The sequence below is a fragment of the Saccharothrix sp. 6-C genome (assembly GCF_016695385.1).
Taxonomy (GTDB): Bacteria; Actinomycetota; Actinomycetes; order Mycobacteriales; family Pseudonocardiaceae; genus Actinosynnema; species Actinosynnema texasense.
Map to the genome: position 1 here is coordinate 6,285,304 of NZ_CP064192.1, position 21,563 is coordinate 6,306,866.

The 21,563-nt window shown below is 72.7% G+C and carries 21 protein-coding genes; 9 read left to right on the forward strand and 12 right to left on the reverse strand.

Translation table 11 applies throughout. The annotated features are described in order from the left end of the window. Positions 1–114: 114 nt before the first annotated feature. The gene (locus tag IOD16_RS26300; RefSeq protein ID WP_123746442.1) at positions 115–624 is read left to right on the forward strand and encodes a carboxymuconolactone decarboxylase family protein; all 510 of its coding nucleotides are present in this window, start codon (positions 115–117) and stop codon (positions 622–624) included. Here IOD16_RS26300 and IOD16_RS26305 read toward each other — a convergent pair. Continuing rightward, the gene (locus IOD16_RS26305; RefSeq protein WP_201436537.1) at positions 617–2,092 is read right to left on the reverse strand and encodes an alpha/beta fold hydrolase; all 1,476 of its coding nucleotides are present in this window, start codon (positions 2,090–2,092) and stop codon (positions 617–619) included. The genes IOD16_RS26300 and IOD16_RS26305 overlap by 8 nt on opposite strands. Continuing rightward, positions 2,089–2,955 (reverse strand): LLM class flavin-dependent oxidoreductase, encoded by an 867-nt coding sequence (locus IOD16_RS26310; protein WP_201436538.1) that lies wholly within the window; start codon positions 2,953–2,955, stop codon positions 2,089–2,091. The genes IOD16_RS26305 and IOD16_RS26310 overlap by 4 nt, the downstream gene beginning before the upstream one ends. 169 nt (positions 2,956–3,124) lie before the next feature. On the opposite strand from IOD16_RS26310, the gene IOD16_RS26315 reads away from it, so the two are divergent. Continuing rightward, positions 3,125–6,016, forward strand: a complete 2,892-nt coding sequence (locus IOD16_RS26315) for a glycoside hydrolase family 9 protein (RefSeq protein WP_201436539.1) — start codon at positions 3,125–3,127, stop codon at positions 6,014–6,016. A 291-nt stretch (positions 6,017–6,307) separates the two neighbouring features. Here the strand turns inward: IOD16_RS26315 and IOD16_RS26320 are convergent, their stop codons facing one another. Next, positions 6,308–7,039, reverse strand: coding sequence for a maleylpyruvate isomerase family mycothiol-dependent enzyme (locus IOD16_RS26320; protein ID WP_201436540.1), 732 nt, complete (start codon positions 7,037–7,039; stop codon positions 6,308–6,310). 9 nt (positions 7,040–7,048) lie between these two features. Further along, the gene (locus tag IOD16_RS26325; RefSeq protein WP_123746438.1) at positions 7,049–7,717 is read right to left on the reverse strand and encodes an alpha/beta fold hydrolase; all 669 of its coding nucleotides are present in this window, start codon (positions 7,715–7,717) and stop codon (positions 7,049–7,051) included. Between the two features lie 42 nt (positions 7,718–7,759). Between IOD16_RS26325 and IOD16_RS26330 the strand changes: the two genes are divergently transcribed. Beyond that, positions 7,760–8,716, forward strand: a complete 957-nt coding sequence (locus IOD16_RS26330) for a helix-turn-helix transcriptional regulator (RefSeq protein WP_170185278.1) — start codon at positions 7,760–7,762, stop codon at positions 8,714–8,716. Here IOD16_RS26330 and IOD16_RS26335 read toward each other — a convergent pair. Next, the gene (locus IOD16_RS26335) at positions 8,670–9,377 is read right to left on the reverse strand and encodes an SDR family oxidoreductase (protein ID WP_201436541.1); all 708 of its coding nucleotides are present in this window, start codon (positions 9,375–9,377) and stop codon (positions 8,670–8,672) included. The genes IOD16_RS26330 and IOD16_RS26335 overlap by 47 nt on opposite strands. Positions 9,378–9,476: 99 nt before the next feature. On the opposite strand from IOD16_RS26335, the gene IOD16_RS26340 reads away from it, so the two are divergent. Then, entirely contained in the window at positions 9,477–10,517 is a 1,041-nt protein-coding gene (locus IOD16_RS26340; protein ID WP_123746435.1) for a serine hydrolase, read from the forward strand. Between the two features lie 54 nt (positions 10,518–10,571). On the opposite strand, the gene IOD16_RS26345 is transcribed toward IOD16_RS26340, so the two are convergent. Beyond that, complete coding sequence (locus IOD16_RS26345; RefSeq protein ID WP_201436542.1) at positions 10,572–10,757, reverse strand: DUF397 domain-containing protein; 186 nt, start codon at positions 10,755–10,757, stop codon at positions 10,572–10,574. A 23-nt stretch (positions 10,758–10,780) separates the two neighbouring features. Then, positions 10,781–11,635, reverse strand: a complete 855-nt coding sequence (locus IOD16_RS26350; RefSeq protein ID WP_201436543.1) for a helix-turn-helix domain-containing protein — start codon at positions 11,633–11,635, stop codon at positions 10,781–10,783. A gap of 155 nt (positions 11,636–11,790) precedes the next feature. Here IOD16_RS26350 and IOD16_RS26355 point away from each other — a divergent pair, with 155 nt between their 5' ends. Then, positions 11,791–12,057 (forward strand): hypothetical protein, encoded by a 267-nt coding sequence (locus IOD16_RS26355; protein ID WP_123746432.1) that lies wholly within the window; start codon positions 11,791–11,793, stop codon positions 12,055–12,057. A 33-nt stretch (positions 12,058–12,090) separates the two neighbouring features. Here IOD16_RS26355 and IOD16_RS26360 read toward each other — a convergent pair whose 3' ends face one another. Both IOD16_RS26360 and IOD16_RS26365 read right to left on the reverse strand, forming a co-directional pair. Further along, complete coding sequence (locus IOD16_RS26360) at positions 12,091–12,951, reverse strand: PP2C family protein-serine/threonine phosphatase (protein WP_201436544.1); 861 nt, start codon at positions 12,949–12,951, stop codon at positions 12,091–12,093. Positions 12,952–13,143: 192 nt separating this feature from the next. Next, positions 13,144–14,115 (reverse strand): quinone oxidoreductase family protein, encoded by a 972-nt coding sequence (locus IOD16_RS26365; RefSeq protein ID WP_123746430.1) that lies wholly within the window; start codon positions 14,113–14,115, stop codon positions 13,144–13,146. Between the two features lie 285 nt (positions 14,116–14,400). On the opposite strand from IOD16_RS26365, the gene IOD16_RS26370 reads away from it, so the two are divergent. Both IOD16_RS26370 and IOD16_RS26375 read left to right on the forward strand, forming a co-directional pair. Then, the gene (locus IOD16_RS26370; protein ID WP_236594395.1) at positions 14,401–14,976 is read left to right on the forward strand and encodes an SRPBCC family protein; all 576 of its coding nucleotides are present in this window, start codon (positions 14,401–14,403) and stop codon (positions 14,974–14,976) included. A gap of 87 nt (positions 14,977–15,063) precedes the next feature. Beyond that, positions 15,064–16,416: a Dyp-type peroxidase gene (locus IOD16_RS26375; protein ID WP_201436546.1), complete on the forward strand. Its 1,353-nt coding sequence runs from the start codon at positions 15,064–15,066 to the stop codon at positions 16,414–16,416. Here IOD16_RS26375 and IOD16_RS26380 read toward each other — a convergent pair. From IOD16_RS26380 to IOD16_RS26390, 3 genes are read right to left on the reverse strand one after another with little or no spacing between them, the layout of a single operon-like run. Next, positions 16,413–17,246 carry a sugar phosphate isomerase/epimerase family protein gene (locus tag IOD16_RS26380; RefSeq protein WP_236594396.1) on the reverse strand — a complete coding sequence of 278 codons (834 nt, stop codon included), beginning with the start codon at positions 17,244–17,246 and terminating at the stop codon, positions 16,413–16,415. The two genes, IOD16_RS26375 and IOD16_RS26380, sit on opposite strands and share 4 nt — an antisense overlap. Next, entirely contained in the window at positions 17,243–18,361 is a 1,119-nt protein-coding gene (locus IOD16_RS26385) for a dihydrodipicolinate synthase family protein (RefSeq protein WP_201436547.1), read from the reverse strand. The genes IOD16_RS26380 and IOD16_RS26385 overlap by 4 nt, the downstream gene beginning before the upstream one ends. After that, positions 18,358–19,497, reverse strand: a complete 1,140-nt coding sequence (locus IOD16_RS26390; protein WP_201436548.1) for a Gfo/Idh/MocA family protein — start codon at positions 19,495–19,497, stop codon at positions 18,358–18,360. The genes IOD16_RS26385 and IOD16_RS26390 overlap by 4 nt, the downstream gene beginning before the upstream one ends. A gap of 186 nt (positions 19,498–19,683) precedes the next feature. Between IOD16_RS26390 and IOD16_RS26395 the strand changes: the two genes are divergently transcribed. Together IOD16_RS26395 and IOD16_RS26400 are read left to right on the forward strand one after the other, a co-directional pair. Next, positions 19,684–20,325, forward strand: coding sequence for a TetR/AcrR family transcriptional regulator (locus IOD16_RS26395; protein ID WP_236594397.1), 642 nt, complete (start codon positions 19,684–19,686; stop codon positions 20,323–20,325). A 66-nt stretch (positions 20,326–20,391) separates the two neighbouring features. Then, positions 20,392–21,432: a LacI family DNA-binding transcriptional regulator gene (locus IOD16_RS26400; RefSeq protein ID WP_123746425.1), complete on the forward strand. Its 1,041-nt coding sequence runs from the start codon at positions 20,392–20,394 to the stop codon at positions 21,430–21,432. Positions 21,433–21,563: the final 131 nt, after the last annotated feature.

The window sequence follows — 21,563 nt, forward strand, 5'->3', positions numbered from 1 at the left end:
CGGCCGTACGGGTGAACGAGCGCGGCGATCCGGGCGAGCCCTTCACATAACTGTGTTGTGTTTTCGTCCGATCGCCCGCTCGACCGGGTGTCACGCCCTCGGGACACTGATCACATGCCGCACATCGAGTTGGACAACGCCCTGCCCGGGATGGCCGGGTTGATGAACTACCGCCCCGAGACGGGCCGCCCGCTCAGCGAGCTCACCGAGGTGCTGTTGCGCGGCCCGAGCGACCTGACCCGCGGCGAGCGCGAGCTGATCGCCACGCACGTGTCCGAGTTGAACAAGTGCAAGTTCTGCGCGGGCTCCCACGGGGCCTTCGCCGCCGCGCAGCTGCCCGAGGACTACGAGCACACGCCCAAGATGGTGGCGTTGCTCGACATCGCCACGGCGGTGACCGACAGCGGGCGCGCGGTGACGGCCGAACTGGTCGCGAAGGCGAAGGAGAACGGCGCCACGGATGTCGAGGTGCACGACACCGTGCTGATCGCGGCGATGTTCTGCGCGGCCAACCGCTACGTCGACGGGCTGGCCACGTGGGCGCCCGACGACCCGGAGGCCTACCAGCGGATGGCCGAGAGGATCGTGCCCAACGGCTACACCTCGATCATCGGCATCAGCTGACGCGCCGGAACTCCGCCCACCACCGGTTGCCGGTGCGGTCGACCAGCACGGCGCGGAGGTCCTCGTCGGCGTACGACTCGACCTCCGCGCGCACCAGCGGCCACGGCGGGCCGGCCACCGGCTCGTCGTCGTCGCGGGCGTGCGCCAGGAGGACGAACGTGCCACCGGGCGCGACGAACCGGCGCATGGCCGCGATGGCCGCCGGCCGCACGTCGGCGGGCAGCGCCTGGGCGATCAGCACCTCCACCACCACGTCGAACGCGCCCGACCACTCGGCGGGCGGGTCGAGCAGGTCGGCCACCACGAACCGCGCGGCCGGGAACCGCTGCGCCGCCACGCCCACCGCGGTCGGCGAGATGTCGAACCCGAGGGTGTCGAACACCAGGCCGGCGAGGAACCCGGCGTCCTGCCCGTACCCGGCGCCGACGACGAGCGCGCGCCGGCCCGTGCCGTCCTCGTCCTTGAAGCGGTCCAGGATCAGCTGGTGCGGTTCGTCCCGGTGCCACGGCACGTCCACCTCGCCGCGGGCCGCGGCGGCGTAGAGCCGTTCGAACGCCGTGCCCGCGTCCGCCGAGCCGAGCCGCCGGATCCGGGCCAGCACCTCGTCGCGCCCGGGCTCGGCCGAGTCGGTGTGCGCCACGATCGCCGGGACGACCACGTCCCACACGCCCGGCGGCAGCTCGTGCCCGCAGTCCTCCAGCAGCAGCAACGTCGCGCCGGGCACCTCCCGCGCCATCGCCTCGCCGTGCCCCGGCGGGGTCAACGGGTCCACGTCGCCGTGCACGACCAGCGTGGGCGCCGTGATCGTGCCCAACCGGGACCGCCACGACTCGACGTGGCCGATCCCGAAGTGGTTGCGGCTCGCCGCGATGTCCCGCGCCCGGTCGAACACCCGTCCGGCCGCCGCACGCGCCGCGGCCGCGTCCACCGGCCGCCCTCCGGCGTAGGGCCGGTCCGCCGCCGCCAGGTGCTCGACCACGGCGTCGCGGTCGGTCCAGTCGGGCGCGGGCGGCGCGCCGGCGGCGAAGTGCTCCAGCAGCGCGGGTGACATGGGCGGCAGGTCCGGGGCGCCGGGACCGGCCGGGCTGGTGGCGATCAGCGTCAGCGTCGCCACCCGGTCGGCGTTGTCGAGCGCGAGGAGCTGCGCGAGGCCGCCGCCCATGGAGATGCCGACGACGTGCGCCCGCGTGACCGCCAGGGCGTCCAGCACGCCGACCGCGTCCGCCGCGAGGTCCGCGAACCCGTAGCCCGGCTCTCCCGGCGGGTAGGTCACCGACCGCCCGGTGTCGCGGTGGTCGTACCGGATGACGTAGCGCCCGCCGTCGGCCAGCCGCGCGCAGAACCCGTCGGCCCACGACAGCATCGACCCGGTCGCGCCGGCGACGAGCAGCACCGCCGGGTCCGCCGGCGTGCCGAAGGTCTCCACGCACAGGTCGACGCCGTTGGCCTTCGTGATCCACCCGGTCACGTGCCCACCGTAGCGCGCGCGACCAGCTCGGCCTGCCGGAAGCGGTCCTCGGTGAAGGGCATCGCGACCACCCGGTCCGCACCCGCCTGCGCCAGCCGCCCGAAGTGGTCGCGGGCCTGCTCGACCGACCCGGTCACCAGCGCCTCCCGCGCCTGCTCCTCGGTCAGCCCGTAGTCGGTCATCGACCGGATCCGGTGCTCCACCGCCGCCGCGGGCACGTCGCCCAGCGCCACGCCCACCCCGACCGTCACCCCGCACACCGGCCGACCGTGCTCCTGCGCCAGCTCCCGCAGCCGCGCCACCCCCGTCGACACCGCCCGCGACGGCACGAACGCCGGGTACCAGTGGTCGCCGAACCGCGCCGCCCGCCGCAACGCGGCCCTGCCCCCACCGCCGACGAGCACCGGCGGCATCACCGCGCCCGGCGACAGCGCGACGTCCGCGCCGTGCACCCGCGCCGCCCGGCCCCGCACCAGGTCCGGCAGCACGGCCAGGGCCGCGTCCGTCCGCCGGCCCCGTTCCGCGAACGGCACGTCGACCGCGTGCCACGCGGCCTCGCCGTGCGCCGCGCCGCCGCTGCCGACGCCGAGCAGCACCCGTTCCCCGGACAGGTGCTGGAGGGTCGCGACCTGCTTGGCCGCCCAGGCGACCGGCCGCAGCGGCAGGACCATCACGCCGAACCCCAGCTTGACCCGACCGGTCGCGGCGGCGACGGCCGCGAGGACCAGCGTCGCGTCCAGGAACGGGGTCACGGGGACCAGGTGGTCGCCGTGCCAGACCGACTCCAGCCCCAGCCCCTCGGCGTGCCGTGCGTGCGCCACCGGGTCGGTCCCGAACCCCGGCAGGGTGATCCCGACGTCCATCAGCGCGGCTCCACGATCATGCTCACAGCGTGTGACCTCCAGTTAACTGGAGGTCAAATTCAGTCTTGTGAATGTGCGACGAGTCACTCTAGAGTCCCTGGGAGCGCTCCCTGGGAGCGCTCCCAGAAGCGTCGTCAACCGTCAGAGCAGACGGAGGAGACCCAAGTCCATGAGATCGCTTCCTTCTCCCCGGTGGCGCCGCCAGGCCACCGCAGCCCTCGCACTAGTGGCGGTCAGCGGCGCGCTAGCGTCCGGAACGGCCTACGCGGCCGACTACGAGAGGCTCGTCAACGGCTCGTTCAGCGCCGGCTCCGCCGACCCGTGGTGGGCCAGCGCGGGCGTGTCGAACCGCGTCACGAACGGCGAGCTGTGCGCCACGGTCACCGGCGGCACGGTCAACCCGTGGGACTCCCTGATCGGCCAGAACGGCGTGCCGTTCGAGGCGGGCCAGTCCTACACGATGTCCTTCGACGCCTACGCCTCGGTCGCCAGGCCGGCGGCGGCGGTGGCCGGTGAGGGTGTCAGCCCGTACCGGCAGATCGCGAAGCACGACGTCGCGCTGACCACGACGAAGCAGCACTTCACCTTCACGTTCACCTCGGAGCTGGACTTCCCGGACGCGGGGCCCGGGCAGGTCACCTTCCACCTCGGCGCGCAGGCGGCCGACACGACGGTCTGCGTGGACAACGTCTCCCTCGTCGGCGGCGTGAAGCCGCCGGGCGGCGACCCGGCCAACCCGCCGAAGAAGATCAACGTCAACCAGGTCGCCTACGTGCCCGGCCTGCCCAAGCAGGCCACGCTGACCTCGGACGCGCTGACCGCGCAGACGTGGGCGCTGAAGAACTCGGCCGGCACGACCGTGGCGACCGGTCAGACCGTGCCCAAGGGCTCCGTGGACCCCGAGTCGGGCGACTCCACGCACCTGATCGACTTCTCGTCGTACGACACCGCGGGCACCGGCTACACGCTGACCGTCGGCACCGAGACGAGCTTCCCGTTCGACATCGCGACGGACCAGGTCAAGAAGCTGCGCTACGACTCGCTGGCGTACTTCTACCACAACCGCAGCGGCATCCCGATCGAGGCGCAGTACGTGGGCGAGCAGTACGCGCGCCCCGCCGGCCACCTCAACGTCGCGCCGAACCAGGGTGACAACAACGTCCCCTGCCTCGCGACCATCACCTGCGGCTACACGCTCGACGTGCGCGGCGGCTGGTACGACGCGGGCGACCACGGCAAGTACGTCGTCAACGGCGGCATCTCGGCGTGGCAGGTGCTCAACACCTACGAGCGCGCGAAGCTGATCGGCGACGCCGCCGCGCTGGGCGACGGCAAGCTGAACATCCCGGAGAAGGCCAACGGCGTCCCGGACATCCTGGACGAGGCCCGCTGGGAGGTCGAGTTCCTGCTGAAGATGCAGGCGCCCGACGGCATGGTGCACCACAAGATCCACGACCAGAACTGGACCGGGCTGCCCCTGCTGCCCCACCAGGACCCGCAGGCCCGCCGGCTGTCCGCGACCAGCACGGCCGCGACGCTGAACACGGCCGCGGTGGCGGCCCAGGCGGCCCGCATCTGGAAGACGATCGACCCGACGTTCTCGGCGAAGGCGCTCGCGGCGGCCACCAAGGCGTACGCGGCGGCGAAGGCGAACCCGAACAAGATCGCCGACCCGAACGACGGCACCGGCGGCGGCTCCTACAGCGACGCCACCCTGACCGACGAGTTCTACTGGGCGGCGGCGGAGATGTTCGCCACCACCGGCGAGTCCACCTACCGGACCGACCTCACGTCGTCGACGCACTACAAGGGCAAGAGCCTGACCACGCGCGGCTTCGACTGGGGCTCCACCGGCCCGCTGGGCGACATCACGCTGGCGCTCGTGCCCAACGGCCTGCCGGCCGCGGACGTCGCGGCGATCAAGTCGGCGTTCACCGGCGTGGCGGACTCGCTCCTCACCCAGATGGCCGGTCAGGCCTACCCCGCGCCGTACCGCCCGACCGAGGGCTACGACTGGGGCTCCAACGGCCTGGTCGCGAACAACATCTCGGTGCTCGCGCTGGCGCACGACTTCACCGGCGCGGCCAAGTACCGCGCGGGCGTGTTCCAGGGCCTGAACTACCTGCTCGGCCGCAACCCGATGTCGTACTCGTACGTCTCGGGCTACGGCGACCAGGCGGTCAAGAACGTGCACCACCGGCACTGGGCGAACCAGCTCGACCCGACGCTGCCGAACGCGCCCGCGGGCGCGCTCTCCGGTGGCCCGAACAGCGCGCTGCAGGACCCGATCGCCGCGCGCCTGCTCACCGGCTGCAAGGCCCAGAAGTGCTTCGTGGACCACATCGAGGCGTACTCGGTCAACGAGGTCACGGTCAACTGGAACTCCGCGCTCGCGTGGATCGCCAACTGGGCGGCCGAGAAGGTCACGACCGCCCCGCCGGTCGACACCACCGCGCCGTCGACGCCGGGCACCCCGGTGGCGTCGGACATCACCACGACGGGCGCGAAGCTGACGTGGACGGCGTCCACCGACGCGGAGAGCGGCGTCAAGGAGTACGACGTCATCTCCGTCGAGGGCGACGCGCTGCGCGTGGTCGCCACGGTCACCTCGCCGTCGGCGACGCTGACCGGGCTGCGGCCCGACACGGCGTACAGCTTCACCGTGGTGGCGAAGAACGGCGCGAACCTGCGTTCGGCCATGTCGCCGCAGGCGAGCGTGCGGACCAAGCCGGACGTGGTGGCGGGCTACTGCAAGGTGACCTGGCAGGCGTCCTCGTGGTCGACCGGCATGTCGGTGAACGTCACCGTGACGAACACCAGCGCCCAGGCGTGGAACGGCTGGAAGCTCGAGTTCACCATGCCGGGCAACCAGAAGATCACGCAGGGCTGGTCGGCGACGTGGGCCCAGTCGGGCCAGGCGGCGTCCGCGACGAACCTGTCGTGGAACCGCACGCTGGCGCCCGGCGCGTCGACGGGCATCGGCTTCAACTCCTCCGGGTCGGGCTCGACGACTCCGCCGACCGACTTCCGGGTGAACGGGAACCCCTGCACCGCGGGGTGACCTCGCAGCACGGACGGTCCGGCGCACGGACCTCCGCATGACCGGTGGCGGGGTTCCCACGAACCCCGCCACCGCCCACTCCGAGAGTCCAACGTCCACGGCGCGAGAGTCCAACGCTCGGAACGCGAGAGTCCAACGCTCAGACACCCTGAGTTCAACGCTCGGGCATACCGACCGGTCTGCCGAGTGTTGAATTCAGGGGTCCTGAACGTCGGACTCTCGCGCCGTGAGCGTTGGACTCTCGCGCTCTGAGCGTTGGACTCTCGCGCTGTGAGGGTTGGACTCTCGCGGTTAGGGGTTGGTGGAGGCGTTGCGGGAGCGGCGGTTCGGGGGTGGTGGGTCGACGACGACCTTGACCACGGCCTTCAGCCGCTCCACCGTGCCGCGGGGCGGCGGGGCGGTGACGCGTTCGCGCAGCAGCGGCAGCCCGTCACCCGTCAACGCGTCCAGCCCCACCGCACGGCCGCTCATCGCCAGCACCAACGACTCGGCGTCACCCCGCACCACCGCGCCCGCGCCCGACGCCCAGCCGGTGTCCACGGCCTCCAGCCGCAGTCCCGCCAACCGGGACCCCAGCGCGTAACCCGGCGACGGTTTGGCGGCCAGGTGCTGGAACGCCACCCACAGCCGGTCCTCCGGCACGTCCCGCCCGATGCCCAGCGGCACGCGGATGTCGTAGTCGTGCAGCACGATGTCGGTCAGCACGGGGTCGTAACCCGAACGCGGGATGGTGGTCCTCGACGTCGACCACCGGCGCAGCCGGGCGGTGAGCTCCGAGGTCGGCAGCCGGGCGGCCTTGGCGGTCAGCTCCCGGTTGAGCCGGTCGAAGTCGGCGGCCATGGACACGATGCCCCAGTAGATCTTGAGCTGGCCGAACCTGAGGTAGGTGGTCAGGTGCGCGCCGACGTCGTGCACGGTCCACCCCGCGGACAGGCTGGGCGTGGCCAGTTGGCCCGCGTCCAGCCCGTCGAGGAGGTCCGCCATCCGCCGCCGCTCTTCAACGAGCATGTCGTGGACCTTCATCCGTCCACGCTAGGGCGTGCGATCGATCACACTGTTATCCCGGCTTGCGGACTTCAACGCGGACAGGAACCGCTCCGGCGCGTCGCGCAGCACGTTGTGCCCGGCGGGCCACGCCTCGACGTGCCAGGTCGGGTCGTCGCGGAGCCGTTCGTGGGTGGTGGCCAGCGGGCTGTCCGGGAACTCGGCCATGAACAGGTACCGGCGGTCGGTGACCTGGTCGACGGCGCCGGTGATCGACGCCCGTTGCAGCAGGGTGGCCAACGGGTGGTGCGTCGCGCGCTCGTCGAAGATCGGCAGCGGGGCCGTGGCGAACCCGTCCCCCGCCGCCCCTTCGACGTACCACTTGCGCCAGTCGCCGTGCACGATGTCGTACGCCGACTCGCCGTCACGCGGCACGAACGCGTCCACGTACACGAGCGTCGCGACCCGGTCCGGCGCGCGGTCGGCGACGACGGTGGTCACCATGCCGCCGTAGCTGTGCCCGACGAGCACGGCGTCCCGCAGGTCGTGCCGCTCGAACAGGTCGAGCACCTCGGCCACGTGGTCGTCCAGGTTCACCCGTCCGGTGCTCAACGTGACCGCGTGCACCTCGTGGCCCTCGGCGCGCAGCCGTTCGGAGATCGGGTCGTAGTACCAGCCGCCGTGGCAGGCGCCGGGAATGAGCACGTAGGTCGTCATGGCCACCACGCTAGGAGGCCTTTAGGACATAGGATGTCCGTGATGACGATGCCGGGGAGGATGTTGCGCCTGCTGTCGCTGATGCAGGGCAGGCGTGACTGGACGGGGCCGGAGCTGGCCGAACGGCTGGGTGTCACGGACCGGACGGTGCGCCGCGACGTCGAGCGGCTGCGGGAGCTGGGCTACCCGGTCGACGGCACGACGGGCACGGCGGGCGGGTACCGGCTCGCGTCGGGCCGCAACCTGCCGCCGTTGCTGCTGGACGACGACGAGGCGGTGGCTGTGGCCGTGGGTCTGCGCACGGCGGCGGGCGTGCACGGCATCGAGGAGTCGTCCACCAGGGCGTTGGCGAAGCTGGAGCAGGTGCTGCCGTCGCGGCTGCGGCAGCGGGTCGCGGCGGTGCGGGACGCGATCGCGGTCATGGCGGTGGACGGCCCGGTGTCCGACCCGGCGGCGCTGGGCGTGCTGGCGTCGGCGTGCCGGGACCACGAGGTGGTCGCGTTCACGCACCGGGGCCGGGAGCGGCGGGTGGAGCCGCGCAGCCTGGTGACGGCCTACCGGCGCTGGTACCTGCTGGCCTTCGACCCGGAGCGGGAGGACTGGCGTACGTTCCGGGTGGACCGGATGGTCGCGCCCCGCGCCACGGGTCGCCGCTTCACGCCGCGGGAGCCGCCCGAGGGCCCGGCCGCGTACGTGGCCCGTTCGCTGACCACCGCGCCGTACCGGCACACGTGCACGGCCGTGGTCGACGCGCCGGCGTCGGTGGTCCGGTCACGGCTGGTGGTGGCGTTGCCGGGCCGGGTGGAACCGGTCGACGACCGGACGTGCCGGGTGCGGTTGGGCGCGGACGACATCGCGCACGTGGCCGCGGACCTGCTGCTGCTGGGCGCTCCCTACACGCTCGACGCCTCGCCGGAGGTCCTCGCGGCGTTGCGCGAGGTCGGCTCCGGCATCACCGGTGGGCGTCCTGGCCCGCCGGGCGGATCAGGATCTCGTTGACGTCCACGGTCGGCGGCTGGCTCACCGCGTACAGCACGGCACGGGCCACGTCCCGCGGGTCGAGCTTGGGGTCGGCCGCCCGCGACGCGGGGATGCCGCCGGTGTCGGTCAGGCCGGGTTGCACCAGCGTGACGCGGACGCCCGTGCCGACGCACTCGGCCCGGATCGCCTGCGCGAGCCCCGTCACCGCCCACTTGGTGGCCGAGTAGAGGTTCCCCGGCCGCACCCCGCGCCCGGCCGCCGACCCGGTCAGCACCAGGTGGCCGGCGTGGCGCATCAACGCGGGCATCGCCGCCCGCGCGGTGAACGCGGGGCCGCACACGTTCGTCAGCACCATGTCGCTCCACTCGGCGGGCGGCGCGCCGCCGGTCGTGGTGAACGAGGTCGTGACGCTCGCGCCCGCGTTGGCGAACACCACGTCGAGGCTGCCCCACTCCTCCTCGACGCGCCCCATCAGGGCCGCGAGCTGCTCGTACACCCGCACGTCGCACGAGGCCGCCCACACCCGGTCGGGTCCGCCGAGCTGCGCGGCGAGCTCCGCCACCGCGTCCGCGTCACGGGCCGTGAGGACCAGTCGGTACCCGGCCTCGGCCGCCAGGCGGGCGGTCGCCGCGCCGATGCCCCGGCCGGCCCCCGTCACCAGGAATACTCCTGCTCCCATGGGGTGCAGGTTACCGCTGGTCAGCTCCGATTCACCGGATCGGAGCAACAAAACAGCGGCCTGCGGCGTCTTACGGGAACATCCACTGATTGGGGGCACATGAACATCAACCGCAGGTTCGCGCTGGGGCTGGGCTCGGCGGCGGCGGCGAGCGCCGTCCTCGGTTCGACCGCCGGGACCGCGCAGGCCCAGACGACCGAGGCGGAGTGGGACGCGGTGATCCCGACGACGGCCGAGCAGGCGCGCCGCAAGATCTCGCTGAAGTACGCGTGGGAGACGGCGCGGGCGCGGGGCACGTGGTCGTCCTACATCGGCGTCGCCGACCCGGACGGCGTGGTGAAGCCGGCCGTCGAGGCCGAGGCGGACCGCGTGGTCGAGGCCTACAGCGTGAACAAGGTCGCTGTCGCGCTGGCCGTGCTGGACAAGGTCGACCGGGGCCTGATCACGCTGGACCAGCGGGTCGAGGTCACCTCGGACATCGTCATCCGGGACACCGACGGCATCTTCCACCTCGACGGCGGCTATCCGAGCTCGGTGACCGTGGGCCACGCCCTGGCCAACCTGCTCACGGTGTCGGACAACACCGCGGTGCGCCTGTGCGGCCTGGTCGTGCCCGCGCTGGAGCTGAACGAGATCCTGCGCGCCAAGGGCTTCGTGCACACGCAGGTCGTCCCGGTGGCCAACCCGAACCGGTTCTACCTCGGCACCACCACGGCGCGCGAGACGTTCACGATGCTGCGCAGGCTCGCGGCGGGCGAGCTGCTGTCGGCGGCGTCGACCCAGCACCTGTTCACGGTGCTGCGGTCGTTGACGTCGTTCACCGACGGGATCCGGCTCAACCTGACCTCGGCGGAGCGGCTGAACGTGGCGACGAAGGCGGGTTGGGAGGCCGACGGCCGCAACGAGGCGGGCATCGTGTTCGATGTGAACGGCAAGCCGATCATCACCTACGCGCTGTTCGCGTCCGGCCAGTACAGCGGCAACCAGGCGGTGAACGAGGAGAACTACGGGGCCACCCACCCGGCACTGCGCGCCCGCGCCGCCCTGGGCCGCACGCTGTACGACTCGGTCCTCCGCATCACCGCGAACACCCCGCGCACCTACCGCACCCCGCAGTACCGCCCGGTCAACGGCGGCTGACGCACGCGCGACGGAGCCCGCCCCACGAGCACGGGGGCGGGCTCCGTCGCGCGGTCAGGAGTTCTTGAGCCCGGCCAGGAACTTCCGCCACTCCCCTGCCGGGAACGACAGCGTCGGGCCGGCTGGGTTCTTCGAGTCACGGGTGGCGACTCCCTCGCCCACCGGCGCTACTTCGACGCAGGACGGACCTTCCCCGCTGTGGCTGCTCTTGCGCCAGGCCGACCGATCCTCGTGCTTCACAGTCGCCGGAACCTCCTTCGTTGCTAACGCGCGGCGATCTCGGCGATCAGCGCGGCCGAGTCGTCAGGGCTCTTGGCCACCGCTACCAGGTGGTCGAAATCAGACCGGAAGCGCGTGATGTCGGCGTCCGATTCCAAGAATATCTCGCCTGCCTGGCTGTCCACGTGGACCAAGTCGTGGTCCAGCGGATCTTCGAAGTCCATGACGATGAACTCGCCCGGCATCCCGGGGTGCGCGCCCGCGCTGAACGGGACGACCTGGATCGTCACGTTCGGGGCGGTGGCCGCTTCCACCAAGCGGTCGAGTTGCGCCCGCATGACGTCCCGGCCCCCGACCTCGTGGTGCAGCGCGGCCTCGTCGAGGATCGCCCACAGCTTGATCGGCCGGTCCTTGGTCAGGACCGCCTGTCGCTCCATCCGGGTGCGCACCCGGTCCTCGACCTGTTCGGGAGTGGCCGCGTACGAGATCCCGCGGACCACCGCGCGGGTGTAGTCCTCGGTCTGGAGCAAGCCGGGGATGAACATGGCCGAGTAGTGGCGGAGGCCGTGCGCATCTCGTTCGAAGCTGATGTAGGTCGTGTACTCCTCGCGCAGGCTCTCGTGCCAGGGCTGGATCCAGCCCTCCCCCGCCGACTGCTTGTACAGCGCCTTCAGGCGGAGCTGCTCGTCGGTCGGGATCTCGTACAGCTTGAGCAGCATGTCCAAGGTCCGGTACTGCGGGCGGGCACGGGCGGTCTCGATGCGGTAGAGGGTGGTGGAGTGCAGGCCGGTCCGCTCCTCCACGTCCTCGCGGCGCAGGCCGGTGCCGTCGCGGAGCCTCCTGAGCTGCCCGGCCAACCTGCGCAACCTGATGGTCGGCGTGCTCCTCTTCGCGGCCACGATGTCCGTCCTCCTCGGTGCTGCACGGCGAACGCAAGGCCCCTCTCTGCGTTTTTTGCGTTCCACGTCGGAGGTCGGCAGCCTTGCGGGCAGTCACCGTATCGACGACGCAGCGTAATCACCACCACCTGGACCGGTGGGGCGGGAGGAGCGACATGACCGAGCAGGAGTTCGCCGTGCTGGTGCAGGAAGTCGCGCGGGAAGAAGCACCGAGGCTGTTCGCGATCGTGGAGGAGCAGGGTGACCGGGAGAGCGTCCGGGTGGCGGGCTACGGCGTCGCCTTCGAGGACCGGGCCGAGGTCAGCGCCGTGGAAGGCGGCTTCCACCTCAGCTCCCAGAGCCCGGAGAGCGCGCGCGTCCTGTTCGAGATCAGTTCGCGGTCGGCCGGGACGCGGCGGGCCCACCTGGTGTGGCTCCGGTAGGGGCCGGGTGGCGCGTGCGCGCCACCCGGCTCGTCAAGCGACTACTTCGACGGCACCTTGGGCAGGGTCTGCGTCGGGCTCTCGTCCGGCGGCGGGTTCTGCGGGTCCGGCGGGTTCTTCTGGTCGGCGTTCGACATGGTTGTTCCTCTCGTCCGTGCCATGAGCGGTCGCAGGGCGGTCGGGGTGGGGGATGACCAGGGCCGTGACGTCGTCACGGCTGCCGTGCGCGCGGGCCGCGGCGACCAGTTCCTCGGCGCACCGCTGCGGGTCGTCGCCGTGGTCGAGGAGCAGCCCGCGGAACTCCTCGTGCGGCAGCTTGAGACCGTCGGAGGCGAGGACCAGCAACCGGGCGACCGCCTCGAAGCCCTCGACGCCGTAGAGCGGGACCCGGCCCAGGTTGTGCCGCAGCTTGTGGTCGTGCGCGGCGGCTTCGGCGTCGGTCGCGCCTTGGCCGCGCATCTCCTCGCCGAGGGTGTGCGGGGTCGTGAAGCGGCGCAGGGTGCCGTCGTCCTTGAGGCCGTAGGCGGAGCTGTCGCCGGCGTGGGCGATGCGCCAGTAGCCGCCCGACCGCACCGACGCCACGACGATCGCGCCGTTGGGCTCGGGGCTGTCGTCGTCGTCGTGGTCGGCGTAGGGGGCCGAGGCGGCGACGACGCCGAGCACGGGCGTGCCCCGGGCGGCCACGCGGGCGGCGACGGACGCGGCGACGTGGGCGAAGTCCACGACCTCGGGGGTCGAGCCGGTGCCGTCCACCACCGCCGCCGCGAACGTGTCGCGGTACGCGTGGTGGGCGTGGGCATCGGCGTTGAGCGGGCGGCTCGGCCCTCGGGAGGTCGCCGCGCCGACCTGGACGCGGGCGGAGGACACCACCGGGATACCGGCTGACGTGGTCATGGGGCGGATCCTCTCGCGGCGACGACCGCTTGGCCGTGACCGTAGAGCGAAAATCCCCACAACAGCGCGGGAAACACCTGTCAGAACCGCGCGCGCCACTCAGCCGGGTGATCCGGCGGCGGGCGGGCACGCCGTGCGACCGCCCGCCGTCCCGCCGCACCGGCGGCGACACGGCGGTCGGCGGCTCCTCGCTCAGGGGATCAGCAGCAGCTTGCCCGTCGAGGCGCGCTTCTCCAGGTCGGCGTGCGCGACGCTGGCCTCGGCCAGCGGGTACTTCTGTCCGATGTGGACGGTGATGGCGCCGTCGCGCACCCAGGCGAACAGGTCGTCCGCCCGGCCCATCAGCTCCTCGCGGGTGGCGATGTAGTCCGGGATCATCGGCATGACCAGGCGAGGGGAGCCCGGCTTGCCCGCCCTCATGTCGATGGACGTGATGGGACCGCTGGTCTGCCCGTACAGCACGATGGTGCCGCGCGAGCGCAGGGCGGCGAGGTCGCCGTCGATGGTGTCGTGGCCGACGCCGTCGTAGATGACGTCCACGCCCTTGCCGCCGGTCAGCTCCCTGGCCGCGGCGGCGAAGTCGACCTCCGTGTACCGGATCACCTCGTGGGCGCCCGCCGCCCGGGCGACCTCTTCCTTCTCGGCGGTGGACACGGTGCCGATGACCCGCGCGCCCCGGAGCCGGGCCACCTGGGTGAGCAGCCGGCCCAGGCCGCCGGCCGCCGCGTGGACGAGCACGGTCTCGCCGGGGCTCACCGGGTAGCACGACCCGGTGAGGTAGTGGGCGCTCAAGCCCTGCAGGAGCACGGCGGCGGCCTGCTCGGCGCTGACGCCGTCGATCACCGGCACGACGCTGTCGACGGAGACCACGACCTGCTCGGCGTAGGAGCCGGTCGGGCCGAAGACGAGGCTGGCGACGAGGTCGCCGACGGCGACACCGGTGACACCGGCTCCGACGGCCGCCACGGTCCCGGAGCACTCCAGGCCGGGGACGTACGGGAGGTCGCGGGGGAACAACCCGATCCGCTGGTCGATGTCGTGGAAGTTGACGCCGGCCGCGGCCACGTCGATGAGCACCTCGCCGGGACCGGGCGCCGGGGTCGCCCACTCGCCGAAGGTTAACTGCTCGGGACCGCCTTGATGGTGCACTACGGTTGCACGCACTGCGCTCACCCTTTCGCTGACCACGAAGTCCGACGGGGGCAAACGTCCCCGTGTATCCGAATTCTCTTCGCAATCAGCCCCGGCGTTACCCCCCATTATTGCTGCTCACGGTGGGTATAGCGCCGGTAAACCTAAAGTGACTTAGATCACCTCCAACACTTCGGGCCTTGTAGCGCAACTTACGGGTTGCACCTCGACGTGGTCCGGTGCGACCATGGCGACACGCCCGGGTTCCCGTGCGGTCCACGCCGACCAGCCCCCGCCCGTCGGCCGGGAAGGACCCCCTTGACGCCCGTCGTGACCACCGCCCACCACCACGCGCACCCGGGAGAGACCATGGACGGCCAGGACTTCAGCACCACCATCTCGACGCACCGGACACCGGACGAGGTGTTCGCCGCCGTGGTGGACACGAGGGGGTGGTGGTCCGAGCACATCGACGGCGGCACCACCCGGGTCGGCGACCGGTTCACCTACCACTACTTCGACAACCACCGCTGCACCGTCGAGCTGACCGAGGTCGTGCCCGGCGAGAAGGTCGTGTGGCGGGTGCTGGACAACTACTTCAGCTTCACCCAGGACCGCACCGAGTGGACCGGCACGGAGCTGGTCTTCGCCATCTCCCCCACGGCCGACGGCGCCCAGCTCCACTTCACCCACGTCGGCCTGGTGCCCGAGTACGAGTGCTTCGACCTCTGCTCGAAGTCGTGGGGCTTCTACGTCGGGACCAGCCTGCGCGAGCTGATCGACACCGGCAAGGGCCGCCCCAACACCAGGACGGCGGGCGGCGAGCTGTACCGGGCGCCGACGCCGGTCCGGTCCGTGATCGGCACGCGCGCGGCAGCGCCGCGGCGCCCGTGACCGGTCGTCGGCCGGCGGCACGTTGACAATCCGTTCCCGGTTGTATCCGGAGCGCGACGCGCGCCTCCTGTAAGCAGGGGGTGAACGATGACCGACCTGCTGCACCACCGCGCGCCACGGCGGGAAGTGCCTCCTCCGCTGCGCCGGTCCCACGACATCCAGGGCAACGTCCTGGCCGCGTTCAACAAGGACCACCAGCTGTTCCGGTTCGTCCGCTTCACCGACGACCGGCTCGGGCGCACGTGGCTCGCCGCCATGCTCGGGCACCTCGACGCGACCTCCGACGTGGAGGACTTCAACGAGCTGTTCTCCTTCGGGCGCACGACGTCCGGCGGCGACCCCGCCGGACTGAGGGCCACCTGGGCGAACGTGTCCCTCACGCCCGAGTGCCTGATCGACCTGAGCGTCAACCCCGACGCGACCCGGGAGGACCTGCGGGAGCACTTCCCGCACACCGCCGAACGAGCGGCGCGGGCCAACGGCGACACCGGCGACTCGGCGCCCGCCCACTGGCTGTTCGGCCGCGCGGACCAGCGGGTGGACGCCGTGGTCACGGTCGCGTCCGACGACCCGGACCGCCTGGCGGGGACCGCGCGCGACCTGGACGTGCTCGACACCCTGCTCGGCGTCACGACGGTCCACGAGCAGCACGCCGCCACGCTCCCGGGTGACCGGCGCGGGCGCGAGCACTTCGGTTACAAGGACGGCATCTCGCAGCCCGGCGTGCGCGGTTTCCACCACGAGGACCGCGACCGGCCGGGCCACCGCGCCGGCCGGCCGGGGACGCTGCTGGTGAACGCGGGCGAGTTCGTGTTCGGTCACCCGGCCGAGTCGCCCCGCCCGCACGCCGCCGCGTGGCTGACGGACGGCTCGATCCAGGTGGTCCGCCGCCTCACCCAGGACGTGGACGGCTGGCGCGACGCCGTGGAGCGGCACGGCCGGGGACCGGAGCTGATCGGCAGGCGCCCGGACGGCCGCCCCCTGGCCGCGCGCCCCGGCCACCCCGACGGCGGTCACCCCGAGGACCCGGTGCGGCACAACGACTTCGACTACGCCGACGACCCGGCGGGCACGGCGACGCCCTGCCCGGCCCACATCCGCAAGACGAACCCGAGGTCGTTCACGCACCGGACGCCCCGGGAGCACCGGGTGCTGCGCCGGGGCATCCCGTTCGGCCCCGCCGCGACCGGGTCGGCCGACGACCACGAGCGCGGCCTGGTGTTCGTGGCCCACTGCACGTCGTTGGCCGAGCAGTTCGAGTACGTCCAGCGGACGTGGGCGCTCAACCCGGACTTCGCGCCGGGCGAGCGCGGCGCGCCCACCGGGGTCGACGCCGTGATCGGCGGCGGCTTCGTGCGGACCACCGGCGCGCTCTACGCGCTGACGCCGTCGATCAGCACCCTCAGACTGCTCGCCGCGGGTCGCGAGCTGCCCCGTTAAGGGGTGACGGGGAGTCGGTCGTGGCCGCCGTCCACGACCGGCTCCCAGCCCGTCGCGTGCCGCCGCACGAGGTCCGCCGCGACCGCGTCGAACGGCCGCGCCCACACCTCCTCGTTGAACACCTCGACCTCCACGAACCCGTCGTACCCGGCCTCGGCGACGAGCGAGGTCAGCCCGACCAGGTCGATGTGCCCGTCACCGGGCAGCCCGCGGCCCAGCAGCACGTCCGCGGGCAGCGGCGTCACCCAGTCGCACACCTGGTAGGAGTGGATGCGCGGGCCGGCCCGCCGGACGTCGTGCGCCAGCGCCGGGTCCCACCACACGTGCAGGGCGTCCACGACCACCCCGACCACCGAGGGCGGGTACGGCGCGGCCAGCTCCAGCGCCTGCCCCAACGTCGACACCACGCCCCGGTCGGCGCAGAACACGGGGTGCATCGCCTCCACCGCCAACCGCACGCCGGCCGACTCCGCGTGCGGCGCCAGGACCTCCAGCGCCGACGCGACCCGGCCCCGCGCCGCGACGAGGTCGCGGTCGGGCACGCCGCCGGGCACCAGCACCAGGCACCGCGCGCCCAGCGCGGCGGTCTCGTCGATCGCCCGCCGGTTGTCGTCCAACCGCTGGTCGGAGCCGGTGAAGAAGCCGCCGCGGCACAGCGACGAGACCTCCAGCCCGGCCGACGCGACCAGCGCCGCGGTCCGGGCCAGCCCGTGCTCGGCCACCGGGTCGCGCCACAGCCCGATCCCCGGGATGCCGTTGCGCACGCACACGTCGACCACCTCGGGCACGGACGCCCGCTTCACCGTGGCCTGGTTCAACGAGAGCTTCACGTCAGCACGTCCAGCAGTCGTCCCCACCGCCGGGCGGCGAGGTCCGGGTCCGGCAGCAGCCCGGCGAGGTCCGCCAGCCGCAACGCCTCCCCGAGGTGCACCACGTCCCGGGCCGACTGGAGGCCGCCGACCATGCCGAACGCGTCCTGGAACCCGCCGAGCCAGGCCAGGAACACCACACCGGTCTTGTAGTGGTAGGTCGGCGCGCCGAAGACGTGCCGCGACAACGCCACGGTCGGCTCCAGCACCTCGTGGTACCGGGCGCGGTCGCCCGCGGCCAAGGCGCGCAGCGCGGTCGACGCGGCCGGCGCGATGGCGTCGAAGATGCCCAGCAACGCGTCGCTGTGCCCGAGCTCGTCGCCCGCGATCAGCTCCGGGTAGTTGAAGTCGTCGCCGGTGTAGCACCGCACGCCCGCCGGCAGCGACCGCCGCAGCCCCACCTCGTGCGAGGCGTCCAGCAGCGACACCTTCACGCCGTCGACCTTGTCCGGGTAGGCCTTGACGAGGTCGAGGAAGTGCCCGGTCGCGGCGGGCACGTCCGCCGAGCCCCAGTAGCCGCGCAGCGCCGGGTCGAAGGCCGTGCCGAGCCAGTGCAGGATCACCGGCCGGTCGACCTCCTCCAGCAGCGCCCCGTACACCTCCTGGTAGTCCTCGGGCCCGCGCGCGGTGGCGGCCAGCTTCCGGCTGCACATCAGGATCGGTTGCGCGCCCGCCTCCACGACGGCCGCCAACTGCTCCCGGTAGGCCGTCAACGGGTCCGCGGTGTCGTGGTCGGTGCCCACGCCCGCCGCCAGCCTGCCGGTCGCGATCGACGCGCTGCGCCGGATCAGCTCCAGCGCGGTGTCCCAGTCCAGGCCCATGCCGCGCTGCGCGGTGTCCATGGCCTCGGCGACGCCGAACCCGTGCTCCCACAGCCGCGTCCGGTACGCCAGCGTGGCGTCCCAGTCGAGCCGCGCGGGCGCGCCGGGGACGTTGCCGCCGAACGGGTCCGCCACCACGTGCGCCGCCGCGAACGCCACCCGCGAGTCGAACGGACCGGTGTCCCACGCCTTCGGCGCGCCGAGCCGGTGCTCGCGGAACGCGCCGTCCCGGCCGGGCAGCTTCACCGACGTCACGCCGGCACCTCGATCCGACGGCCGGTGCGGGAGGACTCCAGGCCCAGCGCGGCCAGCCGCACCGTGCGCACCCCGGAGTGGAAGTCGTGCGCGTACGGCGTCCCCAGGGCGACGTGCTTCAGGAACTCCTCCCACTGCACCATGAACCCGTTGTCGAACACCTCGTTGTCCGGGACTTCCTGCCACAGCGACCGGAAGTCGATCGACGACGGCACGTCCGGGTCCCACACCGGCTTGGGCGTGATCGCCCGCGACTGCACCTTGCAGTTGCGCAGCCCGGCGACCGCGCTGCCCAGCGTGCCGTCCACTTGGAACTCGACCAGCTCGTCGCGGTTCACCCGGGTCGCCCACGACGAGTTCACCTGCGCCACCACGCCGCCGGCCAGCTCGAAGATCGCGTACGCCGCGTCGTCGGCCGTCGCCTCGTACGGCGCGCCGTTCTCGTCCCACCTCGTCGGCACGTGCGTGACGGCCCGCGCGGTCACCGCCTCCACCGGGCCGAGCAGCCCTTCCAGCAGGTAGCTCCAGTGGCAGAACATGTCCACCACGATCCCGCCGCCGTCCTCGGCGCGGTAGTTCCACGACGGGCGCTGCGCGGCCTGCCAGTCGCCCTCGAACACCCAGTAGCCGAACTCGCCGCGCACGGACAGCACCCGGCCGAAGAAGCCGCCGTCCAGCAGGCGCTTGAGCTTGCGGATGCCCGGCAGGTAGAGCTTGTCGGCCACCACGCCGTGCTTCACGCCCGCCGCGTCGGCGTGCCGGGCCAGCCCCAGCACCTCCTCGGGCGTGGCCGCGACCGGCTTCTCGCTGTAGACGTGCTTGCCCGCGTCGATCGCCGCGGTCAGCGCCGACACGTGCGCCGACGTCACCTGCGCGTCGAAGTAGACCGACACGTCCGGGGCGCCGAGCGCCGCGTCGAGGTCGGTGGTCCAGCGCGGCAGGTCGTGCCGCTCGGCGATCTCCTTGAGCTTGGCGGGGTTGCGGCCGACCAGCAGCGGCTCGGGGACCAGCACGTCGTCACCGACCCGGATCCCGCCGCGCTCGCGGAGGGCCAGGATCGACCGGACGAGGTGCTGCCGGTACCCCATCCGCCCGGTGACCCCGTTCAACGCGACGCCGATCGTGCGCACCGCCATGCGTACACCCCGCTCACATTCGTGGAAAGCGCTTTCCAACACGCTACGGTCGGCCCCTCGCGGACGTCAACCTCCGGGTGGGCCGCCGGCGTCCGGTCCGGGGCGTCCGCTTCGATCGGACCACCCGGACCACCTGGTAGCGACTATCTTGATGATAGTGAATACCATAGAGTTAGTCTCTATCGCATGAATGACGAAGGACCGAACTTGCGCGAACGCCGGCGGGAGGAGACCCGACGCCTGGTCCAGTCGTGGGCGATGCGGCTGTTCGTCGAGCGCGGCTACGACGCGACGACCGTCAACGACGTCGCACGGGCCTCCGGCGTCTCGCCGATGACCGTCTACCGGCACTTCCCGACCAAGGAAGACCTGGTGCTGCACGACCGGTGCGACGACTCGCTCGCGGAGCGGGTCGCGGCCCGGCCGGCCGACGAGCCCCCGGTGCGCCGGATCGGGCGGGCCCTGGTCGACGCGACCCGGTCCCTCCTCGGCCCCGCCGGGGGCGCGCGGTCGCCGGAGCACGACCTGCTCCTCGCCCGCCTCCGGCTGGTGGTCGACACGCCCGCGCTGCGCGCCCGTCACCTGGACAGCCAGTACGCCACGCGGAAGTCGCTCGTCGACGCGGTGCTCGGCGACGCGCCGGACCCGGAGGCGGAGTTCCGCGCGCAGGCCGCGGCCGGCGCCTGCCTGGCCGTCCTGCACGTCGCGCTGGTGCGGTGGGCGCGGGAGGACGGGCGCCCCGACCTGCCCGACCTGATCGCCGCCGGGCTCACCGCCGCCTTCGACGACGATTCCGGCCGGCCACCCGCGAGCCGCCCCACTCGGTGACTTCGCCTTCGGCCGGTGCGCCGCAACGGCTAGTCTCGCCCGACCAGGAACGCGAAGGAGGCGGCGTTGACGTCGCGGCAGGTCACGCTGGCGGAAGTGGCGAAGCACGCGGGCGTGTCCCTCGCCACCGCGTCACGCGTGCTCAACGGCAGCACCCGGCAGGTCAGCGAGGAGCTGCGCGAACGGGTGCTCGGCACCGCGCGCGGGCTCGGCTACCTGCCCAACGCCTCGGCGCAGGCGCTCGCCCGCAACTCCAGCGTGCTCGTGGGCCTGGTGGTGCACGACATCGCCGACCCCTACTTCTCCAGCATCGCCGCCGGTGTGACGAGGATCGCCGAGGACGCGGGGCTGGTCGTGGTGCTCGGCACCACGGGCCGCGACCCGCGCCGCGAGGTGGAGCTGGTGAACACGCTGCGCGCGCACCGCGCCCGCGCCCTGGTGATCGCGGGCAGCCGCACCACCGACCGGTCGGCGTCACGGCTGCTCGCCGAGGAGATCACCGCGTTCACCGCGCAGGGCGGCCGGGTGGCGTGCGTCTCCCAGGCCAAGCTCGGCACGGACACCGTGGTGCCCGCGAACCGCTCCGGCGCCCGCGCGCTGGCCCGCCGGCTGGCCGCGCTCGGCCACCGTCGGTTCGCCGTGCTGGCCGGCCCGCCCGACCTGGTGGTGGCGCGCGACCGGCTGGCCGGGTTCAAGGCCGGGCTGGCCGACGAAGGGCTGGAGCTGCCCGACGCGAACGTCATCGCCAGCGACTTCACCCGCGACGGCGGGCACGCGGCCGTGGCCGACCTGGTCGCCGCGCGCACCGGCGCGACCTGCGTGTTCGCCGCGAACGACGTGATGGCGCTGGGCGCGATGGCGGGTTTGCGCGAGCACGGCCTGCGGGTGCCGGAGGACGTCTCGGTGGCGGGGTTCGACGACATCCCCACCCTGCGCGACCTGGTGCCCGCGCTGAGCACCGTGCGGCTGCCGCTGGAGGAGATGGGCGAACGCGCGGCGCGGCTGGTGCTGGACGACGTGGTCGCGTCCCCGCGCACGGTCCGGGTGGCCGGCGAGGTGGTGCTGCGGGCCTCGACGTCACCGCCCAGCGGTATCGGACTGCGCTGACCGGTGATTACGCTCTATTCTGGACACCGTTCGACCACCCCTCACGAGGAGTGATCTCTTCCGTGCGCGACGCGCAGTCCCCGGGCTGCAGTACCGAGCCGGGTCCGATACCCGGCTGCCAGCCCCACCCG

What these genes read in the sequence shown, in the direction of transcription:
- IOD16_RS26375 (WP_201436546.1), top strand. Translation starts at nt 15,064, where the DNA reads ATGACCGACCTGCTGCACCACCGCGCGCCACGGCGGGAAGTGCCTCCT.
- IOD16_RS26310 (WP_201436538.1), bottom strand. Translation starts at nt 2,955, where the DNA reads ATGGACGTCGGGATCACCCTGCCGGGGTTCGGGACCGACCCGGTGGCG.
- IOD16_RS26300 (WP_123746442.1), top strand. Translation starts at nt 115, where the DNA reads ATGCCGCACATCGAGTTGGACAACGCCCTGCCCGGGATGGCCGGGTTG.
- IOD16_RS26340 (WP_123746435.1), top strand. Translation starts at nt 9,477, where the DNA reads ATGAACATCAACCGCAGGTTCGCGCTGGGGCTGGGCTCGGCGGCGGCG.
- IOD16_RS26390 (WP_201436548.1), bottom strand. Translation starts at nt 19,497, where the DNA reads ATGGCGGTGCGCACGATCGGCGTCGCGTTGAACGGGGTCACCGGGCGG.
- IOD16_RS26315 (WP_201436539.1), top strand. Translation starts at nt 3,125, where the DNA reads ATGAGATCGCTTCCTTCTCCCCGGTGGCGCCGCCAGGCCACCGCAGCC.
- IOD16_RS26355 (WP_123746432.1), top strand. Translation starts at nt 11,791, where the DNA reads ATGACCGAGCAGGAGTTCGCCGTGCTGGTGCAGGAAGTCGCGCGGGAA.
- IOD16_RS26325 (WP_123746438.1), bottom strand. Translation starts at nt 7,717, where the DNA reads ATGACGACCTACGTGCTCATTCCCGGCGCCTGCCACGGCGGCTGGTAC.
- IOD16_RS26320 (WP_201436540.1), bottom strand. Translation starts at nt 7,039, where the DNA reads ATGAAGGTCCACGACATGCTCGTTGAAGAGCGGCGGCGGATGGCGGAC.
- IOD16_RS26395 (WP_236594397.1), top strand. Translation starts at nt 19,684, where the DNA reads ATGAATGACGAAGGACCGAACTTGCGCGAACGCCGGCGGGAGGAGACC.
- IOD16_RS26360 (WP_201436544.1), bottom strand. Translation starts at nt 12,951, where the DNA reads ATGACCACGTCAGCCGGTATCCCGGTGGTGTCCTCCGCCCGCGTCCAG.
- IOD16_RS26330 (WP_170185278.1), top strand. Translation starts at nt 7,760, where the DNA reads ATGACGATGCCGGGGAGGATGTTGCGCCTGCTGTCGCTGATGCAGGGC.
- IOD16_RS26335 (WP_201436541.1), bottom strand. Translation starts at nt 9,377, where the DNA reads ATGGGAGCAGGAGTATTCCTGGTGACGGGGGCCGGCCGGGGCATCGGC.